The organism is Halorientalis sp. (assembly GCF_028275115.1).
GTDB lineage: Archaea > Halobacteriota > Halobacteria > Halobacteriales > Haloarculaceae > Halorientalis.
This window is the reverse complement of record NZ_JAQCNH010000107.1, coordinates 1-20720: the sequence shown is the minus strand read 5'-3', so window position 1 is coordinate 20720 and position 20720 is coordinate 1. Positions and strand designations below refer to the sequence as shown.

Below are 20720 nucleotides of genomic sequence, written 5' to 3'. Positions count from 1 at the left end.
CTCAGTGCCGGAGTGGGACGCGCCTGGCGGCGACACGGTAGAGACGGACGAGGACGCAGCCGAACACGAGCGCGCCGACGACCCCGAGTAAGAGGCCGATCGCGGGGCTGAAGAACTCGTAGACTGCGGCCGCCACGGCGACGTCGAGCGCGGACAGCGGGAGGGCACGGAACGTGGGATGGAGGGGCGGCGGCATCGTGTGGACTCTCACACGGCGGTCGCATAAACGTCCTCGAGGGACAAACAGCGATTGTAGTTACCGCTCGCTTACACGGCGAGGCCGGGTCGCGAGCGGATAGTGTGTGACCGGTCGCGCCTGTCCAGCCGCTCAGTCGGCGTACGCTGGCCGTTCGGCGTAGTCTATCGGGTCGCGGACCGCGCAGTTCTGGAAGGCCTCCAATCGGAACGCACAGGCGTCGCAGGTGCCACAGGCCGGTGTTTCGTCGCGGTAACAGCTCCAAGTCAACTCGTAAGGCACGTCCAGTTCGAGGCCGCGCTCGGCGATGTCCGTTTTCGACCACTCGACGAACGGCGCGACGAGTTCGATGTCGGTGCCGGGTTTCGTGCCGGCGTCGATGACGGATTGAAAGGCATCGAAGAAGGCGGGCCGGCAGTCGGGATAGCCGGAGAAATCCTCGCTGTGGGCGCCGATGAACACGGCCGCACAGTCGTTGGCTTCGGCGTAGGAGACGGCCATCGAGAGCAGGTTCGAGTTACGGAATGGGACGTACGAGGCCGGAATTTCGTCGCTGTCGGGGTCGGCGTCCTCAACGTCGATTCCGTCGTCGGTGAGGCTGGAGGCGCCGATGGCTGCGAGGTGGCCCGTCTCGACGTGGAGGAAGTTCGGGGTCCCGATTTCCTCGGCGAGGGCCTCGGCACACGCACGTTCCTTGGCCTCGGTCTCCTGGCCATAAGAGGTGTGCAGCAGGTATGGGTCGTAACCGCGGTCGATGGCCTCGTAGACTGCGGTGGCGCTGTCCATCCCACCGGAGACGAGGATTACGGCGCGGCGGTCGGTCGATGCGTCCTCGGAGTCTGTCTGTCGGGTCATGGCTCGGGACTCGTGTCTCGGGTCGTGGTCAGGTGCCGGGCGCGTCGTTCCACAGGTCGACGTGGAGCCGCGGCGTGTATCGGTAGCCTCGGTCGAGCGCCAGTTCGGCGACGGTCTCGCGGGTCGCGTCCAGTGCTTCTCGAGTCGTGCCCTCGGGCATCAGCAGGACGTCGGCGTCGGCGACGGTGGCGCTCGCGGCGTCGCGGACGCGTTCGACCAGCCGGTCGATCTCGGGCAGGTCGTCGGGGCCGGTGACGACGAACTTGAGCTGTGTGTCGTAGTCCTCGACCAGTCGGGCCAGCGCGTTCAGGTCGAGCCGCTCGGCCTCGTGGCGCTCGGCGGCCGCGGAGTCGACCGATTTGCCGTCGGAGCGGGGGGTTCCGTCTGCGACCAGGTCGGCCGATGGGGTACTGCTCGACAGTTTCGGGCTGACGCTGGCGAGGTCGATTGGGGCGTCACGGTGGATTGTACCGTTGGTCTCGACGGTGGTGTGATAGCCCGCCGCGTCGAGCCGTTCGAGCAGCGGCACCGATTCGTCGTGCACGAGCGGTTCACCGCCAGTGAGGACGACGTGGTCGGCGTCGTGACGCTCGATCTCGGCGACGACCTCGGTGAGGTCGAGCCAGGCGTGGGCCGGTTCCCAGGAGGTACGGTACGAGTCACAGAACCAGCACCGAAGGTTGCAGCCGCTGGTTCGGACGAACACGGACGGGACGCCCGCGAGGCGGCCCTCGCCCTGCAGCGAGTGAAACAGTTCGTTGATCGGGAGGGCATCCTCGGTGTCGGCGACGCCCGCACCACCCAGGTCGTCGGGGTCGGCATCGACCGGCATCAGTAACTGGCACAGAGTTCGGCGGTCTCGGCCACCTCGACGGCCACGTCCGAGACCGTATCGGGGAGCCGCGACTCGAGTCGCCGTTCGAGGACCAGACTCATCACCTCGGCCGTCGGCGGGTGGTCGAGGACGACGAGTGCGTCGCCGTCGCCGCTCTCCTCGAAAGCCGCGACCAGGGGGTCGCCCCGCTCGACGAGGAAGCGATGGTCCCACTCGTCGATTATCGTGGTAATATCGCCCTTGTCGACGACCCAGCCCTCCTCGGTCAACTCGCCGGTGACGGCGACGTTGATCTCGTAGTTGTGGCCGTGTGGCCGCGAACACCTTCCGTCGTGGTGGCGGATTCGATGGCCCGTGCTGATGCGTATCGGGCGGTCTCGGCCCACGTGTAGTGTCCGTTCACCCGCGTCGACGAGGGCGTCGACGGCACGTTGCTCCCTGATTGCGCTGTCAGTCATATCCAGAGATTATTCAGGGAATACAAAAAGTTACCCCCACAGCCGGTCGGGGCCACGCAGCGGCGTCCAGCCACACCGCCCCTGCCACGTCGGTCACTGGTCCGTTCGTCGTCCGTGCCGGCGGCGGCTATCGATATCAATTGTGGTAACATTAGAGAACGCTCATGTGTACTGAGCTCTACTTTTCGATAATGACAATCCCGGAGTCAGTTGCACTCGAGAAACTCCCGGAAGCTGTCGCGTACTACGACGAGGGGTACCCAGTGGCATCCGAGGAGTTACAGCGTGGACTCCGGTCGTTGTCGTCGCTGTCGGTCGGCACGGTCGGACCGCTCGACGGGGGGGCTCCCCAGTCGGACGGCGAGCGGTTGACACTGGTGTTCACCGATACGGTTCCGGAACGCGGCGGGCTGACAGAGCAGCCCGCAATCTGGGTTACGACGGCGACGGAGGTAGTGACGACCGGAATCGAGCGCGGCGCGACGGCCGTGTTCAACTGGGAGCCTGCGGACGGCTGGGAGATGCTGGAGGCAAAACTCCACCACCAGCTGGACGAGCGCGCGGGGACGACGGACGGCGAACGGGCCGTTCCCGAACAGGCGCTACAGCGCATCAGCGACGGTGTGCTGGCGCTCGACGACGAGTTCCGTATTACCTACCTCAACAACGCGATGGCGTCGGTTCTGCAGGACGTGAACGGCGACGTTCGTGGCAACCGATACTGGGACCACGTTTCGCCGGCGGTAGCCGAGGAGTTGCGGCCGGCGCTCGAACGGGCGATGGACGAGGGGGCGACGGTCACGACCGAGTTCCGGACTGCGACGTCCGAACAGTGGTTCGAGGTGACCGCGTACCCCTCGGCTGAGGGGCTGTCGCTGTACGGCCGGGAGATTACGGAGCGCAAACAGCGCGAAACCCAGCAGGCACGCTACGAACACCTCGTCAAGACCGTCGGCGACGCCGTCTACATCCTCGATCCGGCGGGGCGGTTCGTCTTCGTTAACGACGCGCTCTGTGAGATGACGGGTTACGACCGCGAGGCGTTGATCGGCTCGTCGGTGCACATCATCAAAGACGAGGGGACGGTCACGGAGGCCGAGGACGCGCTCCGAGCCCTGCTCCGGGAGCAGGCCGACGATGACGGGATGCCAATCGCCAAACTCGACGTGGAGTTGGTCACCGCGGACGGCAGCCGCATCCCGGCGACCGACCGGATGACCCTACGCCCGCTCTCCGACGACGGGGAACTCACCGGCACCGTCGGGACCCTCCGGGACATCAGTCGCCAGCGCCGCCGGCAGAACATCCTCAGCGGCATCCTCGAAAGCACGCAGGACATGATGGCCGCGACCACGACCGACGAGGTGGCACAGCTGGTCGTCGAGACCATCGAGGACGTCTTCGAGTTCGACCTCACGGCCGTCCGGAAACTCGACGCCGAAACCGACCGGCTGGTCCCCGTGGCCACCACGGACGGGTTGGCTGACGTAATGGGCGAGCGGCCCACCTACGACCCCGAGGAGGGGCCACTCGGCACCGCCTACACCGAAGACCGGCTCGTCGTCCGCGAGGACCTGCGTGCGTTCGACGACCGGGACCGCGGCGGTGTCGATATCGCCGGTTACTGCCCCATCGGCGACCGGCGCACGGTCAGTTTCGGTACCTGCAACGACGAGGGGTTCACCGACGACGAGCTCCAGTTGGTGGAACTGCTGGCCGAGACCGCCGCCGCGGCCTTCGAGATGGTCACCCGTGAGGAGGAGCTCATGCGGTACGAGGCCGCCGTCGAGGCCGCCGAGGACAAACTGTTTACGCTCGACTCCGACGGGACAATTACGCTCGCAACCGACCAGTTCGCGGCCGCGGTCGGATACGACCGCGAGACCCTGCCCGGCCACGACATCGCGGAGTTCGTTCCGGAGATGGTCGCCGCGGAGGTTGCTGGCATGGCTCGACCGGCGGACGTGGAGACGGAGCTCCGGAGCCGCAGCGGCGACCGACTCCCCAGTCGGATTCGGACGGCCTGTTTCTCCAGCCCGTACGGAGACGGCATCGTCGGCACAGTCAAGGACATCTCCGCGCTACGGTCGGCACAGCAGGCCGCCTCGCGCAACCGGCAGCGGTTCACCGAGCTGTTCAAGACGCTGTCCGACCCGGTCGCCGACGTGGAGTACAGCGACGGTGCGGTCGTCAGTCGAGCCAACGCGGCTTTCGCCGCCCTCTGCGACGAGACGGAGCGCTACCTCACCGACCGCTCGCTGACCCAGGTACGGACGGCCCTGCCCGACGGCATCGCAGCGGCCATCGAACCCGTCACGGAACCGGGAGCGAGCATCGAGACCGAAGTGACCACGCAGACCGGCACGGAGCGCAAGCAGTACATCCTGAAGACGGTGCCGTACGAGAGTTCGGACGGACAGCGGGCGTTCGTCGTCCTGACGGACGTGACCGACCTGGCTCGGCGCGAAACCCACCTCCAAGTCCTCCACCGTCTGCTCCGGCACAACCTCCGCAACGAAACCACCGTCATCCAGGGGTACGCCGAGACGCTACTGCAGACGGACACACCCGACCAGATCGACGAGTTCGCTCGGCGGATCTTCGATGCGAGTTCGTCGCTGGTCGACGCCTCCGACACCGCCCGTACGATCCAGCGCGTCCTCCGGATGGACGGCGCGGAAGTCGAATCCGTCCCCGTCTCGGCGGTGAGGCGGGATATCCGGGAGGACGTCCTCGACGACTACCCCGGAGCCGACGTGTCCATCGGGACCGACGGCACCGTGACGTTCAGCCACCACCTGCTGGTCGGCCTTGAGGAACTCGTGGAGAACGCGGTGGAACACGGGACCGACGACACCAGCGTCACGGTCGAGTTGACCGACGGACCGGAGCCGGACACCACCACCATTCGGGTCAGCGACGACGGCCCCGGGCTCCCCGAGTCGGAGTGGGACGTGGTGGCTGGCGAGCAGGAGATTACGCAACTCCAGCACACGCAGGGCCTCGGGCTATGGCTCGTGCGCTGGGTCGTCGACAAACACAGCGGTGACCTGACCCTCGAAGAAAGCGGCCCGGACGGGACGACGGTCGCGATCACGCTGCCGCGGTGACCTCACTCTGCCGTCTCGACACCCGTGAACTCGAACCGCGCGCCGTCACCGTCGTCGCGGTCGGTCGCGGTGGCCGACCAGCCGTGTGCCCGCGCAATCTCGTCGACGATCGCCAGCCCGATGCCGGAGCCGTTCGGCTCACCCGACTCGCCCGGTTCGAAGAGCCGGTCGCGGTCACCCGCCGGAAGCCCGGGCCCGTCGTCCTCGACGACGAACCCGTCCGAAGCGGTATCCACACGGACCGAAACCGCGCCCACGCTGTGTTCGACGCTGTTGCGAAAGAGATTCTCGAAGAGCTGTCGGAGCCGGCTCGGGTCGGCGACCACTGCGGTGTCGGTCTCGACGGTGAGGTCGCCATCGTCGGTCTCGACGGTCGACCAGGCGTCGCGAGCCACGGCGTCGAGTGAGGCCGGTTCCGGGTCGTCGACCATGTCGCCTTCCTGTGCCAGCGTCAGGAGGTCCTCGATGAGCATTTCCATCCGCGAGAGAGCACTGTCGATCATCCCCAGCTCGTCGCTGTCGCCCTCGGCGCGCAGCAGTTCGAGATACGAGTGAGCGACGTTCAACGGATTGCGAAGGTCGTGGGCGACGATGCCGGCGAACCTGTCCAACCGCTCGTTCCGTTCTTCGAGTTCGCGCTCGCGGGCCCGCAGTTCCGAGCGGTCGCGGATCGTCCCGAAGTTGTACGACGTCCCGTCGATACGGCGACGGGTCGTCACCGTCGAGACCGGGACCGTCCGGCCCCCCGTCGAGTGTTCGGTCTCGGCGGTCCGGGTCTCGCCGTCGGCGAACGAGTCCCAGTAGTCCGCAAACCGATCGGCTTCGAGGTCGGTCGCGACCGACCAGACGGGCCGTCCGACGAGGTCCGCACGGCTCGTCGCAAGGAGATCCGCGTACGCGGCGTTGACGTACCGGAACGCCCCCTCCGCGTCGTAGATGGCGACGCCGACGCCGACAGACGCCACCAGCTCCTCGAAGACAGCTGGGTCGAGATCACCCGAGTGGGCACTACACATACCAACGGGTCGGTGCGAGGCCACATTAGCCCGTTGGAACTGCTGGCTACCGGAACCGCGCCAGTGGCTCCCGGAGTGCCCACTCGTCGGTCAGGGGGTCGAGGTTCGAGGGCTCCACACCGGTCGTCGTGACGATTCCGGCGTGGTACAGTATCGTCTTCAATCGGAACACCGTCGGCGAGTGATACACCGCACCCTCAGTGAGGGGGTCGGTCCGCAGGCGACCGTCGGTCGAGAGGAGCCGCCGGCGCACGTCGTCGGTCCCCCGGAGCAACAGCTCGACGGTGACCGTCGGGTGGGTCCCGTGGCAGTACTCGACGAGGTCGACCAACGACGGGTCGGGCTCGCCGGGACGCCGACCAGGTCCGGATAGCCCGGCCCCACCTGGACGTGGTTGAACGGGGCGAGCAGGTCCTGAACGTCGGGGTCGATAGGGCGGTCGTCGACCCAGCGGTCCTGTGCGAACTGTGTGTCGACGACGGCGTAGCCGTCGGCCCCGTCCCCGGAGAACAGGCGCGCTTTGACGCCCGCAAGGACGGTCGGTTCTGTCAGTGCCGCAGTTGCCATGACCGGCCTTCGGCGAGTCCGGAGTTGAACACTGGGACCGCCGTCGTCGCACGCAACGTTTGTGTCCGGTCGGCCCCTGAACCTAGTATGTCGACCGCCGACGACCATCACTCACGGGCTATCGCCGCACTCGCGAATCGGGACTACGAACTGGCTGGCGACGCGTACACACGCTCCGCGTGGGCGCGCCTCTCGGAACCGCGGGACGGGCGGAGTCCGTTCGAAGCCGACGAGAACGGCTGGGTCGGGAAGGGAATCGCGTCGCTCGTCATCGCGGCCGTCGCCTACCGCGTCGCGGACCTGCCATCGCGTGCTACCCACCGCGGCGTGGAGGGTGTCGCGGTCACCCGCGACCTCGGTCGGGCGCTCGACCACCCCGTTCAGCAGGCCTGTCTCGACGAGTTCGTCGCGGACTGTCGGGTCGCGGGCGGACTGGACGACCCCGCCACGGCCTACGGCGAGGCTGCCGAGGCCTACGAGGCGGCGGCGGACACGGTCGAGAGCCCACAGCGGTGGGGGACGACACCGCTGTTCGAGGCTGCCGCGGGGCCACTCCAGCAGGCGGCCCGAAGCGTGGCCAACGGGGAAATCGCGATTGCCTGGGAGGACCTCCACGGCTCGGACCCGTCGAATCCGGGTTCGTTCCTCGCTCACCGGGCCCAGTACAAACGCCGGCGGTTCCCGGAACTCGTCGACCGGGTCCTCGCCGACGGCCACCTGGCCGCACCGCGGGGAACGACCGAGTACAACAACGCGAACCACCGCTGTCCGGCCTGTGACGCGACGGACGTAAACTGGGTTACCGGTCACACCCTCTGTATGCGGTGTTCGACGCCGATGTCGAAGTAGTGACCGACACGTCCACGACGCTCCGGCGCGACGGACTGCTGGCCGCCGGGACACTGGCGGTCTGTCTCGCCGTCGGAACGCTAACCGATAGCGACCCGTTTCTCGACTGGCGAGCGGCCCTCCTCGGGGTCGGCGGCGCTCTCGCCGTCGAGGCGGTCTTCCTCCGCTACCCCGAGCGACTGCTCGCGCTCTGGGCGCGGCCCGCGGTTGCACTCGCCGGGGCCGGTGCGGTGGCCGGTCTCGGTCTGATCGCGCTGTCGGTCACGCCGTGGGTACTCGGCGCGCTAACGTGGGGACTGGGGACCTACGCCATTCTGCTGGTCTGTGTCGTCCTCGGGGCCGGGAACCCGCTGACGGCACTGCCAGGACTGAGCCGTCGAGACTGAAAACCCGCCGCGAAAAGCCTCAGGAGAGGTCCGGCACAATCGGTGCGTCGAGTTCCGCGAGTACCACTTTTCCGCTCGAAATCGTCGTCTCGCGCCCGCCGTCGGGCTGGACGCGCTGTGTGGGCGTCTCCGGAACCATCGGGGCTGGTCGACCGTCGGCGTCTGTCCGCTGTCGATCTGTCATTGTGGTACGCACGGACTCACGTCCGTATATCACTCTGTAAGACACAGGGTATTAAACGTCATGGTCTTTCATTATGATAGTGAGTCACTAGCATACGACGCGGCCCTTTTCTTGATGCCGCACTTACCGGGGTACAGTGACAAGCCCACAGGGAGCGGCCGAGTTGGGGTCCCGGTCGGACGTGCCCAGCAGCGGAGACGAGCGCCGGAACGGCGAGGTGCCCGCGGCCATCGCTGTCGAAGGACTCACGAAACGGTTTGGGAGCGGCGACGACGCCGTGACGGCGGTCGACGACGTGTCGCTACGGATCGAGCCGGGTTCGGTCGTCGGCCTGCTCGGACCCAACGGAGCCGGGAAGACGACGACGATAAAGTCGATTCTGGGGATGGTAGTGCCCGACACGGGAACCGTTCGGGTTCAGGGAATCGACGTGGCCGAACGACCCAGAGCGGCCTACGCCCACGTCGACGCGATGCTCGAGGGCGCGCGTAACGACTACTGGCGGCTCACCGTCCGGGAGAACCTCCGCTACTTCGCGACGATCGGTGGAGTCGCCCCCGACTCCGTGGCCGACCGCCATGACCGCCTGCTCGAGCAGTTCGGCCTCGCGGAGAAAGCCGACGAGGCCGTCCGAAACCTCTCGCGAGGAATGAAGCAGAAGGTGTCGCTGGCTAGCGTCCTCGCCAGCGACGCCGACGTCGTCTTTCTCGACGAACCCACGCTGGGCCTCGACGTCGAGAGTTCGCTGACGCTCCGGCGCGAACTTCGGCGAATCGTCGAGGAACGCGGCCTGACAGCCGTCATCAGCAGCCACGATATGGACGTAATCGAGGCCGTCTGCGACCGCGTGATCATTATGAACGAGGGCCACATCGCGGCCGACGACACCGTCGCGAACCTCCGCCGAGGCTTCGAGACCAGCGCCTTCCGGCTCACCAGTCCCGACCTCGACGCCGAGACGCTCACGACCGTCCGCGACCGGTTCGAGGTGACCGTCGCGACGACCCCGGACGGAACCACGACGGTCGAGGTCGCGACCGACAGCGACGGCTTCTACGAACTGACCGCCCTCCTCGGAGCCCGCGACGTGTCCCTCACCAGCGTCGAGACGGTTGAACCCGATCTTGAGGACGTGTTCGTCGAGTTGACCGGCGACGGGGGCACCGAGAGATGAGCGAGCGCCCGGCCACCCGAAGTGAGGGGGGTGGCGACGGTCCGACCCCCGCCGAGAGCCGCCCCGCCAGCTATCGCGACCTCACGAAAGCGGTCCTCTACCGGGAGTACCTGATCTTCGTCCGCTATCCCGCCAACGCCGTCGGTGGCCTCGTCTTCTCGATTATCTTTTTCGCCCTCCTGTTCTACGGCGGGCGGATGCTCGCCGGGCAGGCACTCAGTGACTCCATCGAGGGAATCATCGTCGGCTATTTCCTGTGGACCCTTTCGGTCGGCGCGTACTCCTCAATCTCCAACGACATCGGCAGCGAGGTCCAGTGGGGCACCCTGGAACGGCACATTATGACACCCTTCGGGTTCGCCCCCGTGGCCCTGCTCAAGGGCGTCGCCAAGGTCGTCCGCACGTTCCTGATCTCGACGGTGATCCTCGGGATTATGCTGGTCATCACCGGCACGACGCTACAGATCGACGTGCTGACGACCGTCGTCGTCGCCGTCCTGAGCATCACCTCCGTGCTGGGTCTGGGCTTTGCCGCCGGCGGCATCTCCGTTCTGTACAAACGCATCGGCAACTGGCTCAACCTGCTCCAGTTCGGTTTTATCGTCCTGATCTCGGCCCCCGCCTTCGACCTCGGCTGGACCCGCTTCCTGCCGCTGGCCCAGGGGAGCGCGCTCCTCCAGCGTGCGATGCGAGAGGGGACGCATCTCTGGCAGTTCCCGCTTTTCGACCTCGTCGTTCTGGTGGGCACCGCCGTCGTCTATCTCGGCTTCGGCTATCTCGTCTTCCAGCGTGCGACCCGCCGGGCACGCCGACTCGGCGTCCTGGGTGACTACTGAGACTGAGAGGGTCTTTGGGCCAGCAGCCCGAATGAACCGTGTGACCCACGACCGAATCCACGCCCGTGAGCCCACCCACGACCACGACAGGTGGGCGACCGGCACCGTCACCACCCTCGACGAGCGGAACGGCCACTGCGTGGTCACCGTCGACGACGACGGGACAGCCGTCGACCTGCGCGTCACGTTCGCCGTCCGGGACCTGTTCGTCTCCCGTCTCGACCTGTCCGACGGCGGGTCCCCCGTCGGCGAACGGGTCTGGTACCGGAAGAAAAGCGACCTGTGACCCACGTCCGCGACCGCCCGGAACACAGCCGTTATGCCCGCCGGTCCCGTTCCTAAGACGATGACTGGCTGGCCCGATATCGACATAACGGACGCCGAGGCAGTGGCCGACCGCCGCGACGACGTACTGGCCGCGGTCCGCGACCACGCCGGACGCATCGCTTACGCCCTCGCGCGCATCCAGGGTGGCGACTACGGCCAGCGGACCTTCGACACCGACGGCGGCGCGTGGACGGTCAAGTACGAGGCCGGCGATCTGGAGTATCTCCGGTACGACCCCAGGTCGGGGGCGGAGATTTACGTCGTCTCGACGAAACAACCGGCCGAGCCTGGACCGCTGGCGACCGCGCTCACCGACTACGACGCCTTCGTCGCCGCGTTCGACGACTACGTCGCGAGCCTGGCCGGCGTCCTCGACGACGCACCCACCGAGTTCCCCGACCCCGACCCCGTGGACGGCGTCGTCGGCGAACGTGACCGCGTCGTCGGCACCATCCGTGACACGTGTAACGCTATCGCTCGCGCCCTGCAGCGGTACGAGGGCGGCGACTACGGCACGTTCAGCGTCCGCGTCGACGGCACCCGCTGGGAACTGAAGTGGGACGAAGACGGGACGTCGTACCTCCGCGTCGGCGGCGAGGGCGGTGTCTATCTGCTCTCGCAGTACGGCCCGCCAGCCGCCCCCGACCTCCGAGAGTACGCGCCACAGTTCTCCGGCTTCGTCGACGCATACAACGAACACGTCGACGACCTCGAATCCGACCTCGGGACGATATCGCTGTGACCGTCACGACGGGTAGTTCGCGGTTACCACTGGAACCTTCGTTTCGGGGCCAGTTCCGGGAAACTGGGAACGAACGTGCCGTTCATTGCCGTCCAGCCCGTGTACTGAAGCGTGTTCCCCGCACAGACCGACCCGGCAGCGACGCTGACGGTCGCACGCCATCTCGGCTACCTGACCGTCGTGGCCGCCGCCGGTTGTTTGCTCTGGTATCTCAGACAGTACGCACGCCGGATTCTGGCCAGCCCCTACCGCGAGCGGTGGCGCTACCTCGCCGTCGGTGTCGGCGCGGCCGTCGTCTACGGCCTCGCGGGCATCGCCGAAACCGCCGGCGTGGCCCCCGCCGGTTCCTTCCGCCGCGGGGCGACCCTGTTCGTGTTCCTCTTTGCCGCCATCGGCGTGCGGGCCATCCACCGCTCTGTCGGCGGCCCGTCGCTGGTCGGTGACGACACGCTCCAGTGGGTCGGCCCCACGGTCGTCGCCGGCTTCGTCGCCGCCTGGTGGCTGGTCTACCTGTTCGCCAGCGCCACCGCCGTCGCCGCCCTCGAAGTCGTCGGCCTCCTGCTCGCCACCGCATACACCCTCTACCACGCCGTCGGCACCGTCCGCACAGAGGAAGGGACGAGCATCGCCGCGTTCACCCGCCAGTTCACGCCGGCGTTGCTCGCGTTCGCCGCCGTCGCCGTCGCCGACCACATCGTCGCGCTCTCGCTCCCCGGCGAATCCCTCGCCGACGGCTTTGCCCTCGTCGGCACCGCGTTGGCCGGTGCTTTCCTGTTCACCACCGCCGTCGCCGTCCGACAGCAGGGCGGAGAAATCCAGCGCCTGTACGACCCGACGACCTGGCGACGGGCCCACGACGACGGGACGACGCCGCGAGAGCGACCCACCGAGGAACGACCAGCGGACGACTGATCTCAACACAACGGCGTCTCACACCGCCGACAGAAGGCGTACGGCTGGCCGTTGGCCGCCCCACACCTCGAACAGCGCACCGCGCCGTCCGTCCCCTCGAACGTGCGGTCGAGGTGTGACCCCTCCCGGGACTCCGCGCGAGCAGTTCCGTAGGCACTGGCTTCCGAGAACAGCGAGTCCCCGTGGTTCCACCCTCGGTGAAGGTAGTACAGGACGACACCGACGGTGGCCGCGACGACACAGAGGAGCGCCTTCATACCCCTGTAGTATCGATTCCAGCGTCAAAACTCGTCGGTTGGCGCCGACATCGCGAGGGGATGGCGGGGCACAGCGCCGGCACAGCGGGTCCGTGTCGTTCCAAAACAACCGGACGTTCTACGCTGCTCGGCGTTTGGTCGCGGAGAAGTAGTCCCCACAGGATTCGAACCTGTGTCGAAGCCCCCAGAAGGCTTCAGGATTGGCCACTACCCCAGGGGACTGGTACGTTCCCGTTAGACACCCATACCGGGTCTCTCACTAGGTAACTCACTGTTGGCCGCTACGATTTATATGTGTTGCGGAGTCGGGCGACCGGTCGCACGCCAATCACCTACCTCGGCCTAAAGGCTGCGGTCGGGGTGTCGGGTCGGATTATGAATTGTGGTTTGGTTGGCGGGGTGTCGGCTTCCTCCCCGCCCTACTCGCTTGTGCTTCCGACCGGGTGTCGGAAGCCCGGCGCTCCTTGAGGACGGGGCCTCCGCCTCGAAATGGGTGATAGGTTGCCCCTCCGGAACCAGACCTGCGCCGGTTCTGGATGAACTTGTGTGCAACATTTCGCGCCGCGTTGTAGTCGCTGTGTAGCTCTTTGCCGCATTTCTGGCACACGAACACGTCGCCGTCACGGTTGTCTTCGTGCGTGAAACCACACCCTGTTTCGGAACACCGTTGACTGGCGTAAGCTGGATGGACAGTTTCAACAGAAATCCCTTGTTGTTTGGCCTTGTAGGTCATGACTGCTTGTTCTGTGTGCCGTTGACGAGAATCGTTGGAACAACTCGCGCCCCTCGCACAGGTATTGCTCGCCGGTCGTGGTGGTACAGGCGACGAGATTGTTCGCACCGATGTCCAGAGCGGTCATCAGACTACGTCTGATGGGCAACCAGAAATCCCCGATTTCTGGTGACGGCCGTCTCTGAGGCCAGTGGAGTCTCCCGTGCATCAGTAATACTCACGGGTTGCGAAGCTTGGACGGTGCAATCAGTCTCGTCGTACCACAGGTCCAACCGGCCCTGTTTCTCGTAGTCCGGCCAGGCGTTTGGCGTCGTTCCAGCCGCCACACTGCCGGAGAGCCGTCGACGCCGCCGGCGTCAGGCCGAGATTCCCGTACTGGACTCCCGTCGGCGAGTCGCCGAGCAACTGGGCGGCCTCCCTGAGTGCGTGGACGCAGTCGTCTTCGGTGCCCATCCGTGCGCCGCTGGTCCCGGCCTCGTATTTCAGCGCGTGGTCGCCACCGAACCCAATCCACATGTCCCCGGCTCACCGAGGACACAGTCATGCACCTCGATACGTACCTCGTCACAGCCGAGGCGATCTCGGCGGGGCGCTCGACGGTCGAAATCGTCGAAGCGGCCATCGACGGGGGAATCGACGTGGTACAGTTGCGCGAGAAGCAAATGAGTGCCCGAAAGCGCTACGGCCTCGGGCAGGAACTGCGCGAACTGACCCGAGAGGCGGGCGTGCCGCTGCTCGTCAACGACCGGATCGACCTCGCGGCGGCCGTCGACGCCGATGGCGTCCACCTCGGCGACGCGGACCTGCCGATCTCGGTGGCCCGTGACCAGTTGGGTGAGGACGCCGTCGTCGGCCGGTCGGTCTCGACGCCCGCGGCCGCTCGCGAGGCCGAACGGACGGGCGCGGACTATCTCGGGGTCGGTGCGGTCTACCCGACGGACTCGAAGGACACCGACCCCGAGGGGACCGAGATCGGTCTCGACAGAATTCGGGCGGTAGCCGAGGCTGTCGAGATTCCCTTCGTCGGCATCGGCGGCGTGAAACCCGACAACGCGGCGGCGGTGATCGAGGCCGGGGCCGACGGCGTGGCGGTCATCTCGGCGATCACGGCCGCCGACGACCCCGCGGCGGCGACCCGTGACCTCGGCGCGGCGGTCGAGCGCGACCCCGAATGACTCTGCGCGGTCCCGTCGCGGGCGGCGGAGAGAGCGCGATCAGTCCTCGGCGGGTTCCATCTCGAAGTCGTCCAGCGTGTGGCCGTGGCGGACGAGTCGCTCGGCGACGAACAGTTTCTTCGTGCGGTCGAGTCGGTTCCAGTCCAGTTCCGCCGGTGGATCGGCCTCGAACTGCTCGAACTGGGCCAGGACTGTCCCGTTGACGAAGCGTGCGAACTCGTCACAGGTATCGCAGGTCCGCGAGAGGTGGGACACGTTGAAGGGACGAGTCACCTCGCGGTCGAAGCAGTTCACACAATGGTAGGCCTGCGGATCGGTCACGAGAGGGCTAGGGGCTTGGGCCAATTGTACCTGTGGGTCCGGGGCAGTCGCAGGTAGAGTTATTTCGGTGCCGGACAAGAGCCCCACCGTGACAGAGTACACTACAATCGAGTACGAACGCGACGGCGCGGCGGCTCACGTTCGGCTCGATCGGCCCGACGCGATGAACGCGCTGAACGAGACGCTACTCGGAGAGTTCGAGGACGCGCTCGACCGGGCCGCCGCCGACGAGGACGTACGGGTGGTCGTCGTCGCTGGCTACGGCGAGGCCTTCTCGGCGGGCTACGACATCGGCGCGGACGAACCGGAGCGGTCGGTCGACGACCGCATCCGCGACCAGCGGACCCACCTGGAGGCGATCTTCTCCGCGCGACTGCCCGTGGTCGCCGCCGTCGACGGCCCCGCGCTGGCCGGCGGGTGCAACCTCGCGCTGGCCTGCGATCTGACGTTCGCGACCGAACGCTCCGAGTTCGGCTATCCGGACATGCACTTCGGCGAACCGCCGCCGAAGTTCGTCCTCCCGTTCGTGACCGACTCGCTGAAACACGCCCGCGAGTTGCTCTACACCGGCAAGACCGTCGACGCAGACGAGGCCCACCGGATGGGACTGGTCAACCGCGTCGTCCCCGACGGCGAGTTGGGTGCGGCCGTCGACGAGGAGGTCGACCACATCCGCAAGACGCCCGGCGCCGCGGTGGCGCTGGTCAAGGACATGGTCAACGACGTGCAGGAGACCCAGGGCTATCGGCGGTACGGCCGCCTCGACGAGTCACTCGGGACGCTCACCATGGAGAGCGAGACGGCGACCCGCTTTCGCGAGTTGCGCGACGAGGAGGGCCTGCAGGCCGCTCTTGACTGGGTCCACGGGACCGACAAGCCGTGATCGGCGTCGCTGAAGCGGGGACGGGGGCAAAAAGCGGCGCAGTCCGGTGAGCCGAACCGACCGCCAATCTAATTATGACGACGAGTGTCAGGATACAACCATGCACAATCTCACTGGCTTCCAGCGGGACTGTCTCGTCGCCGTTGCCGGTGTCGACGACTCAACAGAGGTGGAAGTCGAACGCAAACTCGACAGCGACCAGGAGGGGGAGACCGACCACGGTCGCCGCTGTCCGAATCTCGACACGCTAGTCGAGAGGGGGCGGCGCGACGAGCGAGCCGACGAGCACATGCTGACACGGCGCGGACAGCGGCAACTCGAAGCTCGGGACGAGCGGGAGCGTCAACGTATCGGAGTCAACAGGTAGTTCACATGGAATACGTCCAGTCGTCGAGCGGAAAGTGGCACAGAGCCGACTGTCAGTACTCACCGGACGGCGGCGACGGGGAAAACGAGTGCGAACAGCTCCCCATCGACGCAGACCGATGTCAGCACTGCATCGACTCCTTCGAGTTCTCGTAGTCGGCGTTTCGGAGCAGTCACCCGTCGCACACGGCTGTCGGACCGATGCCCACAGCACCACCGGTAGCGGCGTGGCCACCATCCGACGGTCCGTGGGGTCCCCGGCGACCCGGGACTGCTCGGTGCCCTCGGTCTCGCCGTGTCACTGTTCGGTGAAAGGAACTGTCGCCCGCGCGCAGTCGTCGGGACAGGGGCTCGGCGAGTTCGACGACGACCGTCAGTCGAGGCGGGGCCACCCGACGCCGTCGGCGAACCCCGGAACGCCGAACGCGACGGTGGCCGGGTCCCGCACGCGAAGATGATCGAACCCGCGTCCGGCGGTCGCGGTCCGGTCGGCCCACTGGACGAGCCGGACATCGTCGATCTCGGCCGTTCGTCGCCCCGTCGTCGGCGATTCGAGGGCGAACAGCACGTTCGCGTGGGTCGCGCTGTCGGGCGGGACGGCGTCGCGAACGAGTCGCTGCCAGGTCCCGTCGGTCGCCGGGAGCGGCCAGCGTCGGCGGCCGATGGCGGAGCCGCTGGTGTCGCCGAACCAGGTGAGTTCGAGCGTCAGCCCCGCGCGCCCGGTGCGGTACCCCGTGGTGAGGGTCAGCGGTCCGTCGACGGGAATCCGCCGCGTGTTCGAGAGGACCCCCCGGGTTCGGTTGCCGTCGACGCGCCGGAGGTGAACGCCGCCGGACCCGTCGATCCCGTACTCGCCGGCTACCGTCGGGTAGGAGCGCCCGTACCGCCACAGCGTCCCGTCGTAGCCCTGTTCGTCCACGTCGTGGCTCTCGAACTCGCCCGTCGGGAGCAGATCGCGTCCGAGGGTGACCCGGCCGTCCGGGACGCCGGTGACCCAGCCGGTCTCGCGGCCGTAGATCGCTCCCTGCTCACGGAACCGTTCGGTTGCGGTCCGCGTCGGTCGGGCCCCCGCGCCGAGCGCGACGCCGGAGCGTGTGGCGGTCGCCGCGTCCGTCGAGGCGCCGAGCGTGCGCCAGGTGACCGTCCGGTTGGGCTCGCCGACGACACCGTGTGGGACGAATCCGTCGAGCAGGACCGGCTCTGCGGTCACTCGCTCGACGCCGTCTGCCGTGACGGCGACGGTCAGCAGGTACGTCGGGAACGTCTGCCAGATCCGCTGGTCGAACACGAGGTTGCCCAGCGACCACGCGACGACCGCGCCGTGGACCCGATCGATCCCGCCGGTGACGTGGGGATGGTGGTCGACCACGAGGTCGGCGCCGCTCCGGGCGGCGGTCTCGGTGAGCCGTCGGACCTCGTCGGTCGGTGTCGGCTGATAGGCCTCGCCGCCGTGGATCTGGACGACGACGACGTCGGCGTTCTCACGGGCGCGGCGCACTGCCCGGCGGAGCCGGGCGGGCGTGCCGCGGGCCGCACCGATACCGGCGGGCACGGTCCGGGACTGCCCGTCGACGGTCGCGGTCACCGGTCTGTCGGTCGGCCCGTTCGCGGCCCAATCGATTGCGTACCGGTCGCCGGTGATCGTCGTACACGACAGCAGCGCCACGTCGAGGGCACCGGCTCGCTGGACGTGTGGTGTCCAGGCGGCGTCGGCGGACGTGCCGGCACCGGAGTGGCCGAGGCCCGCGTCGTCGAGCGCCGCAGTCGTGTCCCGGAGGCCCGGCCCGAGCGCGTCGAAGGCGTGGTTGTTGCCGAGCGCCGTGTAGTCCACGCCGGCGGCCGCGAGCGCCTCGGCGGCGACCGGATGCGAGGCAAAGGCGTACAGTTTCTCGGGGTGTCGGAGGGACCGAGTCGTCAGTGGTGTCTCCAGGTTCACCGAGGTGAGATCCGGGGCGGCCAGCGCCGGTTCGAGCGGGGCGAGGACGGCGTCGTGGCCGGCACGCCGATCGGCCGGGTCGATGCCCAGTCGCGGGTTCAGTCGATCCGTCGAGTCGGTGTAGAACCGACGGGCGAACATGGTGTCGCCGCCGAACGCGATCGTCGCCGACCCGGCGGCCTCGATCACGACGAGTCGGTTGGCGGGCCCCGGCGCACAGGCCCGGACTCGCTGGCGGTAGTCGTCGGCGCGGACCTGCACCCAGACGGGGCGTCGGACCGGAAGCTCGAACCGACCCGTGTCGTCGGTCCGGGCCGTGGCGAGGTCGGTGCCGCCGGTCCCGAGGGCCGTGACGCGGGCGTCCACGACCGGCGTCCCCGTCGTGTCGACGACGTGACCCTCGACCGCAGTCGCGGCCGACTGCGGGCCGGTCTCGGGCGGGTCCGAAGCCGGGAACAGGTCCGCGATGGCGCCACACCCAGCGAGGCCGGCGGCAGCGCCGGTACCGACGGCCCCGAGAAACGCCCGGCGTGAGGGGGTCCCGTCGGTCACTGCCGGTGCACCACCTGTTCCCGCCGGGTGATCGCCGGCGGTTCCCGGTCGACCGTTCGAGTCTCGATTTCGGCCTGCAGGTCGCGCATGAACTCGGTGACGGTGTTGCCCATGACCAGGACCGGATTGCCGGCGGCGAGCGTCTCGTCGAGGACCGTCGCCGGTGTGGTGTCCGGGCCGTATGTCGCGACCGGGAACTCGGCCGTGTTGGCGAAGACCTGCCGGCCGTCGCCGACCGCATGGATCCGTTCGGCGCGGCCGTCGTCGAGCAGCGTCCCGAGGTACCGCCGGAAGGAGGCCGTTCGACCGCGGCGGTCGGCACGGAGGTTGACCAGCGGTTCGACGACCGTCCCGGTCTCGCCGACCAGTGCCTGGCGAACGACTTCCGTACTCTGGACGTCGTTGGCCGACGCGGCGTCGTAGACGCGACCGCCGGACAGGACCCGCCACTCGGGTAACATGGCAGCGAGTTTCCGGTCGACGTCGGCCGGGGGAAGTGGCGGTTCCCCTACCGCGTCCAGCACCTCGTTCAGGCCGTAGACCACCTCCGCGCCCGGGAAGGCCGCTGCCCACGCCGGCGGGTCGACGTGTCTGACCGTCGCGTCCCGGCGCTCGAGTTCGGCGGTCAGGTACGAGCGGAGCGTCGGATCGAGTTCACCGTTGACGACCGTCGTCCCGGCAGGAACGCTCCGGGCCAGTGATCGCGCGATGGCCGTCCGGTCCCGCCCCATCGTGTCCATGTGGTCTTCCCGGACGTTGATCAGGAACAGCACGTCGGGTTTCACGAACGACTCGTTGACGAGTCGCGTCGTGTACTGCCGGATGCCCTGATTTTCGACGATGGCGACGTCGGCGCCGGCGGCACGCCGGAGTTCGCGCTCGTTCTCGTAGAGGCGGACCTGCCCGTCGCGCTCGACTGCCCGTTCGGTGCCGTTGTGGAGCGTTACCGGCTCGTCTCCGGTTATCTTCGCGAACGTGTCGGCACCCCGTCTGTGGAACACGTCGTGGAGCCACCGGGTGGCCGAGGACTTGCCGCGGACGCCCGAGACGGCGATCCGGGTGTCGATCGACGCCAACCGCCGCCGGTGGGCCGGACCGGCGCCGAGCGCGTTCGCGACGCTCGTCGTCGCCCACTCGACGAGGGCGGCGACGGTCTCGACGTCGACGTCGGGTACCCAGCGCACGGTCACTCACCCCCTCGTGACTCCGGGTCGCCCGCCGACGGGACCGCCGGGGGAGCCTCCGTCGGCCGGATCCGTTCGAGCCGGTACAGCTCGTAAATCGCCGGGAGACAGCACAGGGCCCCGATGGCGACGTCGACGCCGGAGACGTACTGGAGAAATCCGGTGTCGGGCGGGACGACGAACAGGCGGGCGACGGCCGCGACGACGACGAGGACGGCGCCGGTCGCGACGGCGGTCGCCCGTCGCTCGGCCGGCGGGACGACGTGGAGATTGTACGCGGTGACGCCGCCCAGGATACCGACGAAGAAGGGCAGGAGGCCGTGGGTGACCGGGACGACCGTGACGGCGGAGATGCTCCCGAGCAACCCGACGATGACGCCCAGTGCGAGCAGGACGCGGCCGTACAGGAGCGTCCACCAGTGGACGGCCCGGACGGCGACGTACGCGATGGTGGCCGTCGCGATCCAGAGGGGCAGCATCCAGCCGTTCCGGAACGCGGTGAGGACGACCAGCGGGACGACGATCACGCCACCGAGGCGGAGGCCGTACCGCGAGCGAAGCCCTTCCGAGAGGAGCAGTCCGAACGCGAGCAGGCCGACGGCGAGCGCGTCGGACACCAGGATCGGGATCGACGCGCGGTCGACGGCCAGACCGAACGCGATGGCGATGTCGGAGTTCGGCCCGAGCAACATGGGCGGGAGCGCCCCGGCCAGCGGCGAGAGCCCGACGAGGATCACCAGGCCGATCCCGACGACCGTCAAAAAGAGGACGACAGCGAGGCTCCAGACCATGTCGAGGATTCGCCTCTCCGCGTCGATCCGGTGGTAGTTGTACGCCGCGATGCCCGGCAGGACGCTCCCGATGAA

The 20720-nt window shown here is 67.8% G+C and carries 26 protein-coding genes and 1 pseudogene; 12 read left to right on the top strand and 15 right to left on the bottom strand.

Going from position 1 to position 20720, the window contains the following annotated elements:
* Nucleotide 1: 1 nt before the first annotated feature.
* From Q0964_RS14315 to Q0964_RS14300, 4 genes are all read right to left on the bottom strand, one after another.
* The gene (locus Q0964_RS14315) at nucleotides 2–196 is read right to left on the bottom strand and encodes a hypothetical protein (protein ID WP_299268848.1); all 195 of its coding nucleotides are present in this window, start codon (nucleotides 194–196) and stop codon (nucleotides 2–4) included.
* A gap of 132 nt (nucleotides 197–328) precedes the next feature.
* A complete protein-coding gene (queC, locus tag Q0964_RS14310; protein WP_299268846.1) occupies nucleotides 329–1051 on the bottom strand; it encodes a 7-cyano-7-deazaguanine synthase QueC in 723 nt (240 codons plus the stop codon).
* Between the two features lie 28 nt (nucleotides 1052–1079).
* Nucleotides 1080–1883, bottom strand: coding sequence for a 7-carboxy-7-deazaguanine synthase QueE (locus Q0964_RS14305; protein ID WP_299268844.1), 804 nt, complete (start codon nucleotides 1881–1883; stop codon nucleotides 1080–1082).
* On the bottom strand, nucleotides 1883–2344 hold the full coding sequence (locus Q0964_RS14300; RefSeq protein ID WP_299268842.1) for a 6-pyruvoyl trahydropterin synthase family protein: 462 nt from the start codon (nucleotides 2342–2344) through the stop codon (nucleotides 1883–1885). The genes Q0964_RS14305 and Q0964_RS14300 overlap by 1 nt, the downstream gene beginning before the upstream one ends.
* A gap of 191 nt (nucleotides 2345–2535) precedes the next feature.
* Here Q0964_RS14300 and Q0964_RS14295 point away from each other — a divergent pair, with 191 nt between their 5' ends.
* On the top strand, nucleotides 2536–5454 hold the full coding sequence (locus Q0964_RS14295; RefSeq protein WP_299268841.1) for a PAS domain-containing protein: 2919 nt from the start codon (nucleotides 2536–2538) through the stop codon (nucleotides 5452–5454).
* 2 nt (nucleotides 5455–5456) lie between these two features.
* Here Q0964_RS14295 and Q0964_RS14290 read toward each other — a convergent pair whose 3' ends face one another.
* Together Q0964_RS14290 and Q0964_RS14285 are read right to left on the bottom strand one after the other, a co-directional pair.
* Entirely contained in the window at nucleotides 5457–6470 is a 1014-nt protein-coding gene (locus Q0964_RS14290; RefSeq protein ID WP_299268839.1) for a sensor histidine kinase, read from the bottom strand.
* A 46-nt stretch (nucleotides 6471–6516) separates the two neighbouring features.
* Nucleotides 6517–6801 carry a hypothetical protein gene (locus Q0964_RS14285; RefSeq protein ID WP_299268837.1) on the bottom strand — a complete coding sequence of 95 codons (285 nt, stop codon included), beginning with the start codon at nucleotides 6799–6801 and terminating at the stop codon, nucleotides 6517–6519.
* A 323-nt stretch (nucleotides 6802–7124) separates the two neighbouring features.
* Between Q0964_RS14285 and Q0964_RS14280 the strand changes: the two genes are divergently transcribed.
* Both Q0964_RS14280 and Q0964_RS14275 read left to right on the top strand, forming a co-directional pair.
* A complete protein-coding gene (locus Q0964_RS14280; RefSeq protein ID WP_299268835.1) occupies nucleotides 7125–7886 on the top strand; it encodes a hypothetical protein in 762 nt (253 codons plus the stop codon).
* Entirely contained in the window at nucleotides 7886–8272 is a 387-nt protein-coding gene (locus Q0964_RS14275; protein ID WP_299268833.1) for a hypothetical protein, read from the top strand. The genes Q0964_RS14280 and Q0964_RS14275 overlap by 1 nt, the downstream gene beginning before the upstream one ends.
* A 19-nt stretch (nucleotides 8273–8291) precedes the next feature.
* Here Q0964_RS14275 and Q0964_RS14270 read toward each other — a convergent pair whose 3' ends face one another.
* Nucleotides 8292–8456, bottom strand: coding sequence for a hypothetical protein (locus Q0964_RS14270; RefSeq protein ID WP_299268831.1), 165 nt, complete (start codon nucleotides 8454–8456; stop codon nucleotides 8292–8294).
* 163 nt (nucleotides 8457–8619) lie between these two features.
* Between Q0964_RS14270 and Q0964_RS14265 the strand changes: the two genes are divergently transcribed.
* The 5 genes from Q0964_RS14265 to Q0964_RS14245 all read left to right on the top strand — a co-directional run bounded on the left by Q0964_RS14265 (nucleotide 8620) and on the right by Q0964_RS14245 (nucleotide 12447).
* Nucleotides 8620–9630 carry an ABC transporter ATP-binding protein gene (locus Q0964_RS14265; RefSeq protein WP_414652171.1) on the top strand — a complete coding sequence of 337 codons (1011 nt, stop codon included), beginning with the start codon at nucleotides 8620–8622 and terminating at the stop codon, nucleotides 9628–9630.
* The gene (locus Q0964_RS14260) at nucleotides 9627–10466 is read left to right on the top strand and encodes an ABC transporter permease (protein ID WP_299268829.1); all 840 of its coding nucleotides are present in this window, start codon (nucleotides 9627–9629) and stop codon (nucleotides 10464–10466) included. The genes Q0964_RS14265 and Q0964_RS14260 overlap by 4 nt, the downstream gene beginning before the upstream one ends.
* A gap of 40 nt (nucleotides 10467–10506) precedes the next feature.
* Entirely contained in the window at nucleotides 10507–10752 is a 246-nt protein-coding gene (locus tag Q0964_RS14255) for a DUF7861 family protein (RefSeq protein ID WP_299268827.1), read from the top strand.
* Between the two features lie 60 nt (nucleotides 10753–10812).
* Entirely contained in the window at nucleotides 10813–11535 is a 723-nt protein-coding gene (locus tag Q0964_RS14250) for a profilin-fold protein (RefSeq protein WP_299268826.1), read from the top strand.
* A 111-nt stretch (nucleotides 11536–11646) separates the two neighbouring features.
* Nucleotides 11647–12447: a hypothetical protein gene (locus Q0964_RS14245; RefSeq protein WP_299268824.1), complete on the top strand. Its 801-nt coding sequence runs from the start codon at nucleotides 11647–11649 to the stop codon at nucleotides 12445–12447.
* Between the two features lie 2 nt (nucleotides 12448–12449).
* Here the strand turns inward: Q0964_RS14245 and Q0964_RS14240 are convergent, their stop codons facing one another.
* The 4 genes and pseudogenes from Q0964_RS14240 to Q0964_RS14230 form a co-directional block, all read right to left on the bottom strand.
* Nucleotides 12450–12704 (bottom strand): hypothetical protein, encoded by a 255-nt coding sequence (locus Q0964_RS14240; RefSeq protein ID WP_299268822.1) that lies wholly within the window; start codon nucleotides 12702–12704, stop codon nucleotides 12450–12452.
* Nucleotides 12705–13077: 373 nt separating this feature from the next.
* The gene (locus Q0964_RS18510) at nucleotides 13078–13437 is read right to left on the bottom strand and encodes a transposase (protein ID WP_414652170.1); all 360 of its coding nucleotides are present in this window, start codon (nucleotides 13435–13437) and stop codon (nucleotides 13078–13080) included.
* A 19-nt stretch (nucleotides 13438–13456) separates the two neighbouring features.
* Nucleotides 13457–13745: pseudogene (locus Q0964_RS18505) on the bottom strand (hypothetical protein); the annotation flags it as partial.
* Entirely contained in the window at nucleotides 13684–13890 is a 207-nt protein-coding gene (locus Q0964_RS14230) for a homing endonuclease associated repeat-containing protein (RefSeq protein ID WP_299268926.1), read from the bottom strand. The pseudogene Q0964_RS18505 and the gene Q0964_RS14230, both read right to left, overlap by 62 nt.
* 89 nt (nucleotides 13891–13979) lie before the next feature.
* Here Q0964_RS14230 and thiE point away from each other — a divergent pair, with 89 nt between their 5' ends.
* A complete protein-coding gene (gene thiE, locus Q0964_RS14225; RefSeq protein ID WP_299268820.1) occupies nucleotides 13980–14612 on the top strand; it encodes a thiamine phosphate synthase in 633 nt (210 codons plus the stop codon).
* A 39-nt stretch (nucleotides 14613–14651) separates the two neighbouring features.
* Here the strand turns inward: thiE and Q0964_RS14220 are convergent, their stop codons facing one another.
* Entirely contained in the window at nucleotides 14652–14933 is a 282-nt protein-coding gene (locus tag Q0964_RS14220) for a hypothetical protein (RefSeq protein WP_299268819.1), read from the bottom strand.
* A gap of 88 nt (nucleotides 14934–15021) precedes the next feature.
* Here Q0964_RS14220 and Q0964_RS14215 point away from each other — a divergent pair, with 88 nt between their 5' ends.
* The 3 genes from Q0964_RS14215 (at nucleotide 15022) to Q0964_RS14205 (ending at nucleotide 16338) form a co-directional block, all read left to right on the top strand.
* Nucleotides 15022–15816: an enoyl-CoA hydratase/isomerase family protein gene (locus tag Q0964_RS14215; RefSeq protein WP_299268817.1), complete on the top strand. Its 795-nt coding sequence runs from the start codon at nucleotides 15022–15024 to the stop codon at nucleotides 15814–15816.
* A 100-nt stretch (nucleotides 15817–15916) separates the two neighbouring features.
* Nucleotides 15917–16183, top strand: coding sequence for a PadR family transcriptional regulator (locus Q0964_RS14210; protein ID WP_299268816.1), 267 nt, complete (start codon nucleotides 15917–15919; stop codon nucleotides 16181–16183).
* Between the two features lie 5 nt (nucleotides 16184–16188).
* Complete coding sequence (locus Q0964_RS14205) at nucleotides 16189–16338, top strand: hypothetical protein (RefSeq protein ID WP_299268814.1); 150 nt, start codon at nucleotides 16189–16191, stop codon at nucleotides 16336–16338.
* A gap of 217 nt (nucleotides 16339–16555) precedes the next feature.
* Here Q0964_RS14205 and Q0964_RS14200 read toward each other — a convergent pair whose 3' ends face one another.
* From Q0964_RS14200 to Q0964_RS14190, 3 genes are all read right to left on the bottom strand, one after another.
* Nucleotides 16556–18670 carry a CapA family protein gene (locus Q0964_RS14200; protein WP_299268813.1) on the bottom strand — a complete coding sequence of 705 codons (2115 nt, stop codon included), beginning with the start codon at nucleotides 18668–18670 and terminating at the stop codon, nucleotides 16556–16558.
* A complete protein-coding gene (locus Q0964_RS14195; RefSeq protein ID WP_299268811.1) occupies nucleotides 18667–19854 on the bottom strand; it encodes a Mur ligase in 1188 nt (395 codons plus the stop codon). The genes Q0964_RS14200 and Q0964_RS14195 overlap by 4 nt, the downstream gene beginning before the upstream one ends.
* A 2-nt stretch (nucleotides 19855–19856) precedes the next feature.
* Nucleotides 19857–20720 (bottom strand): poly-gamma-glutamate biosynthesis protein PgsC/CapC (locus Q0964_RS14190; protein ID WP_299268809.1); only part of this gene is annotated, 864 nt, incomplete at its 5' end.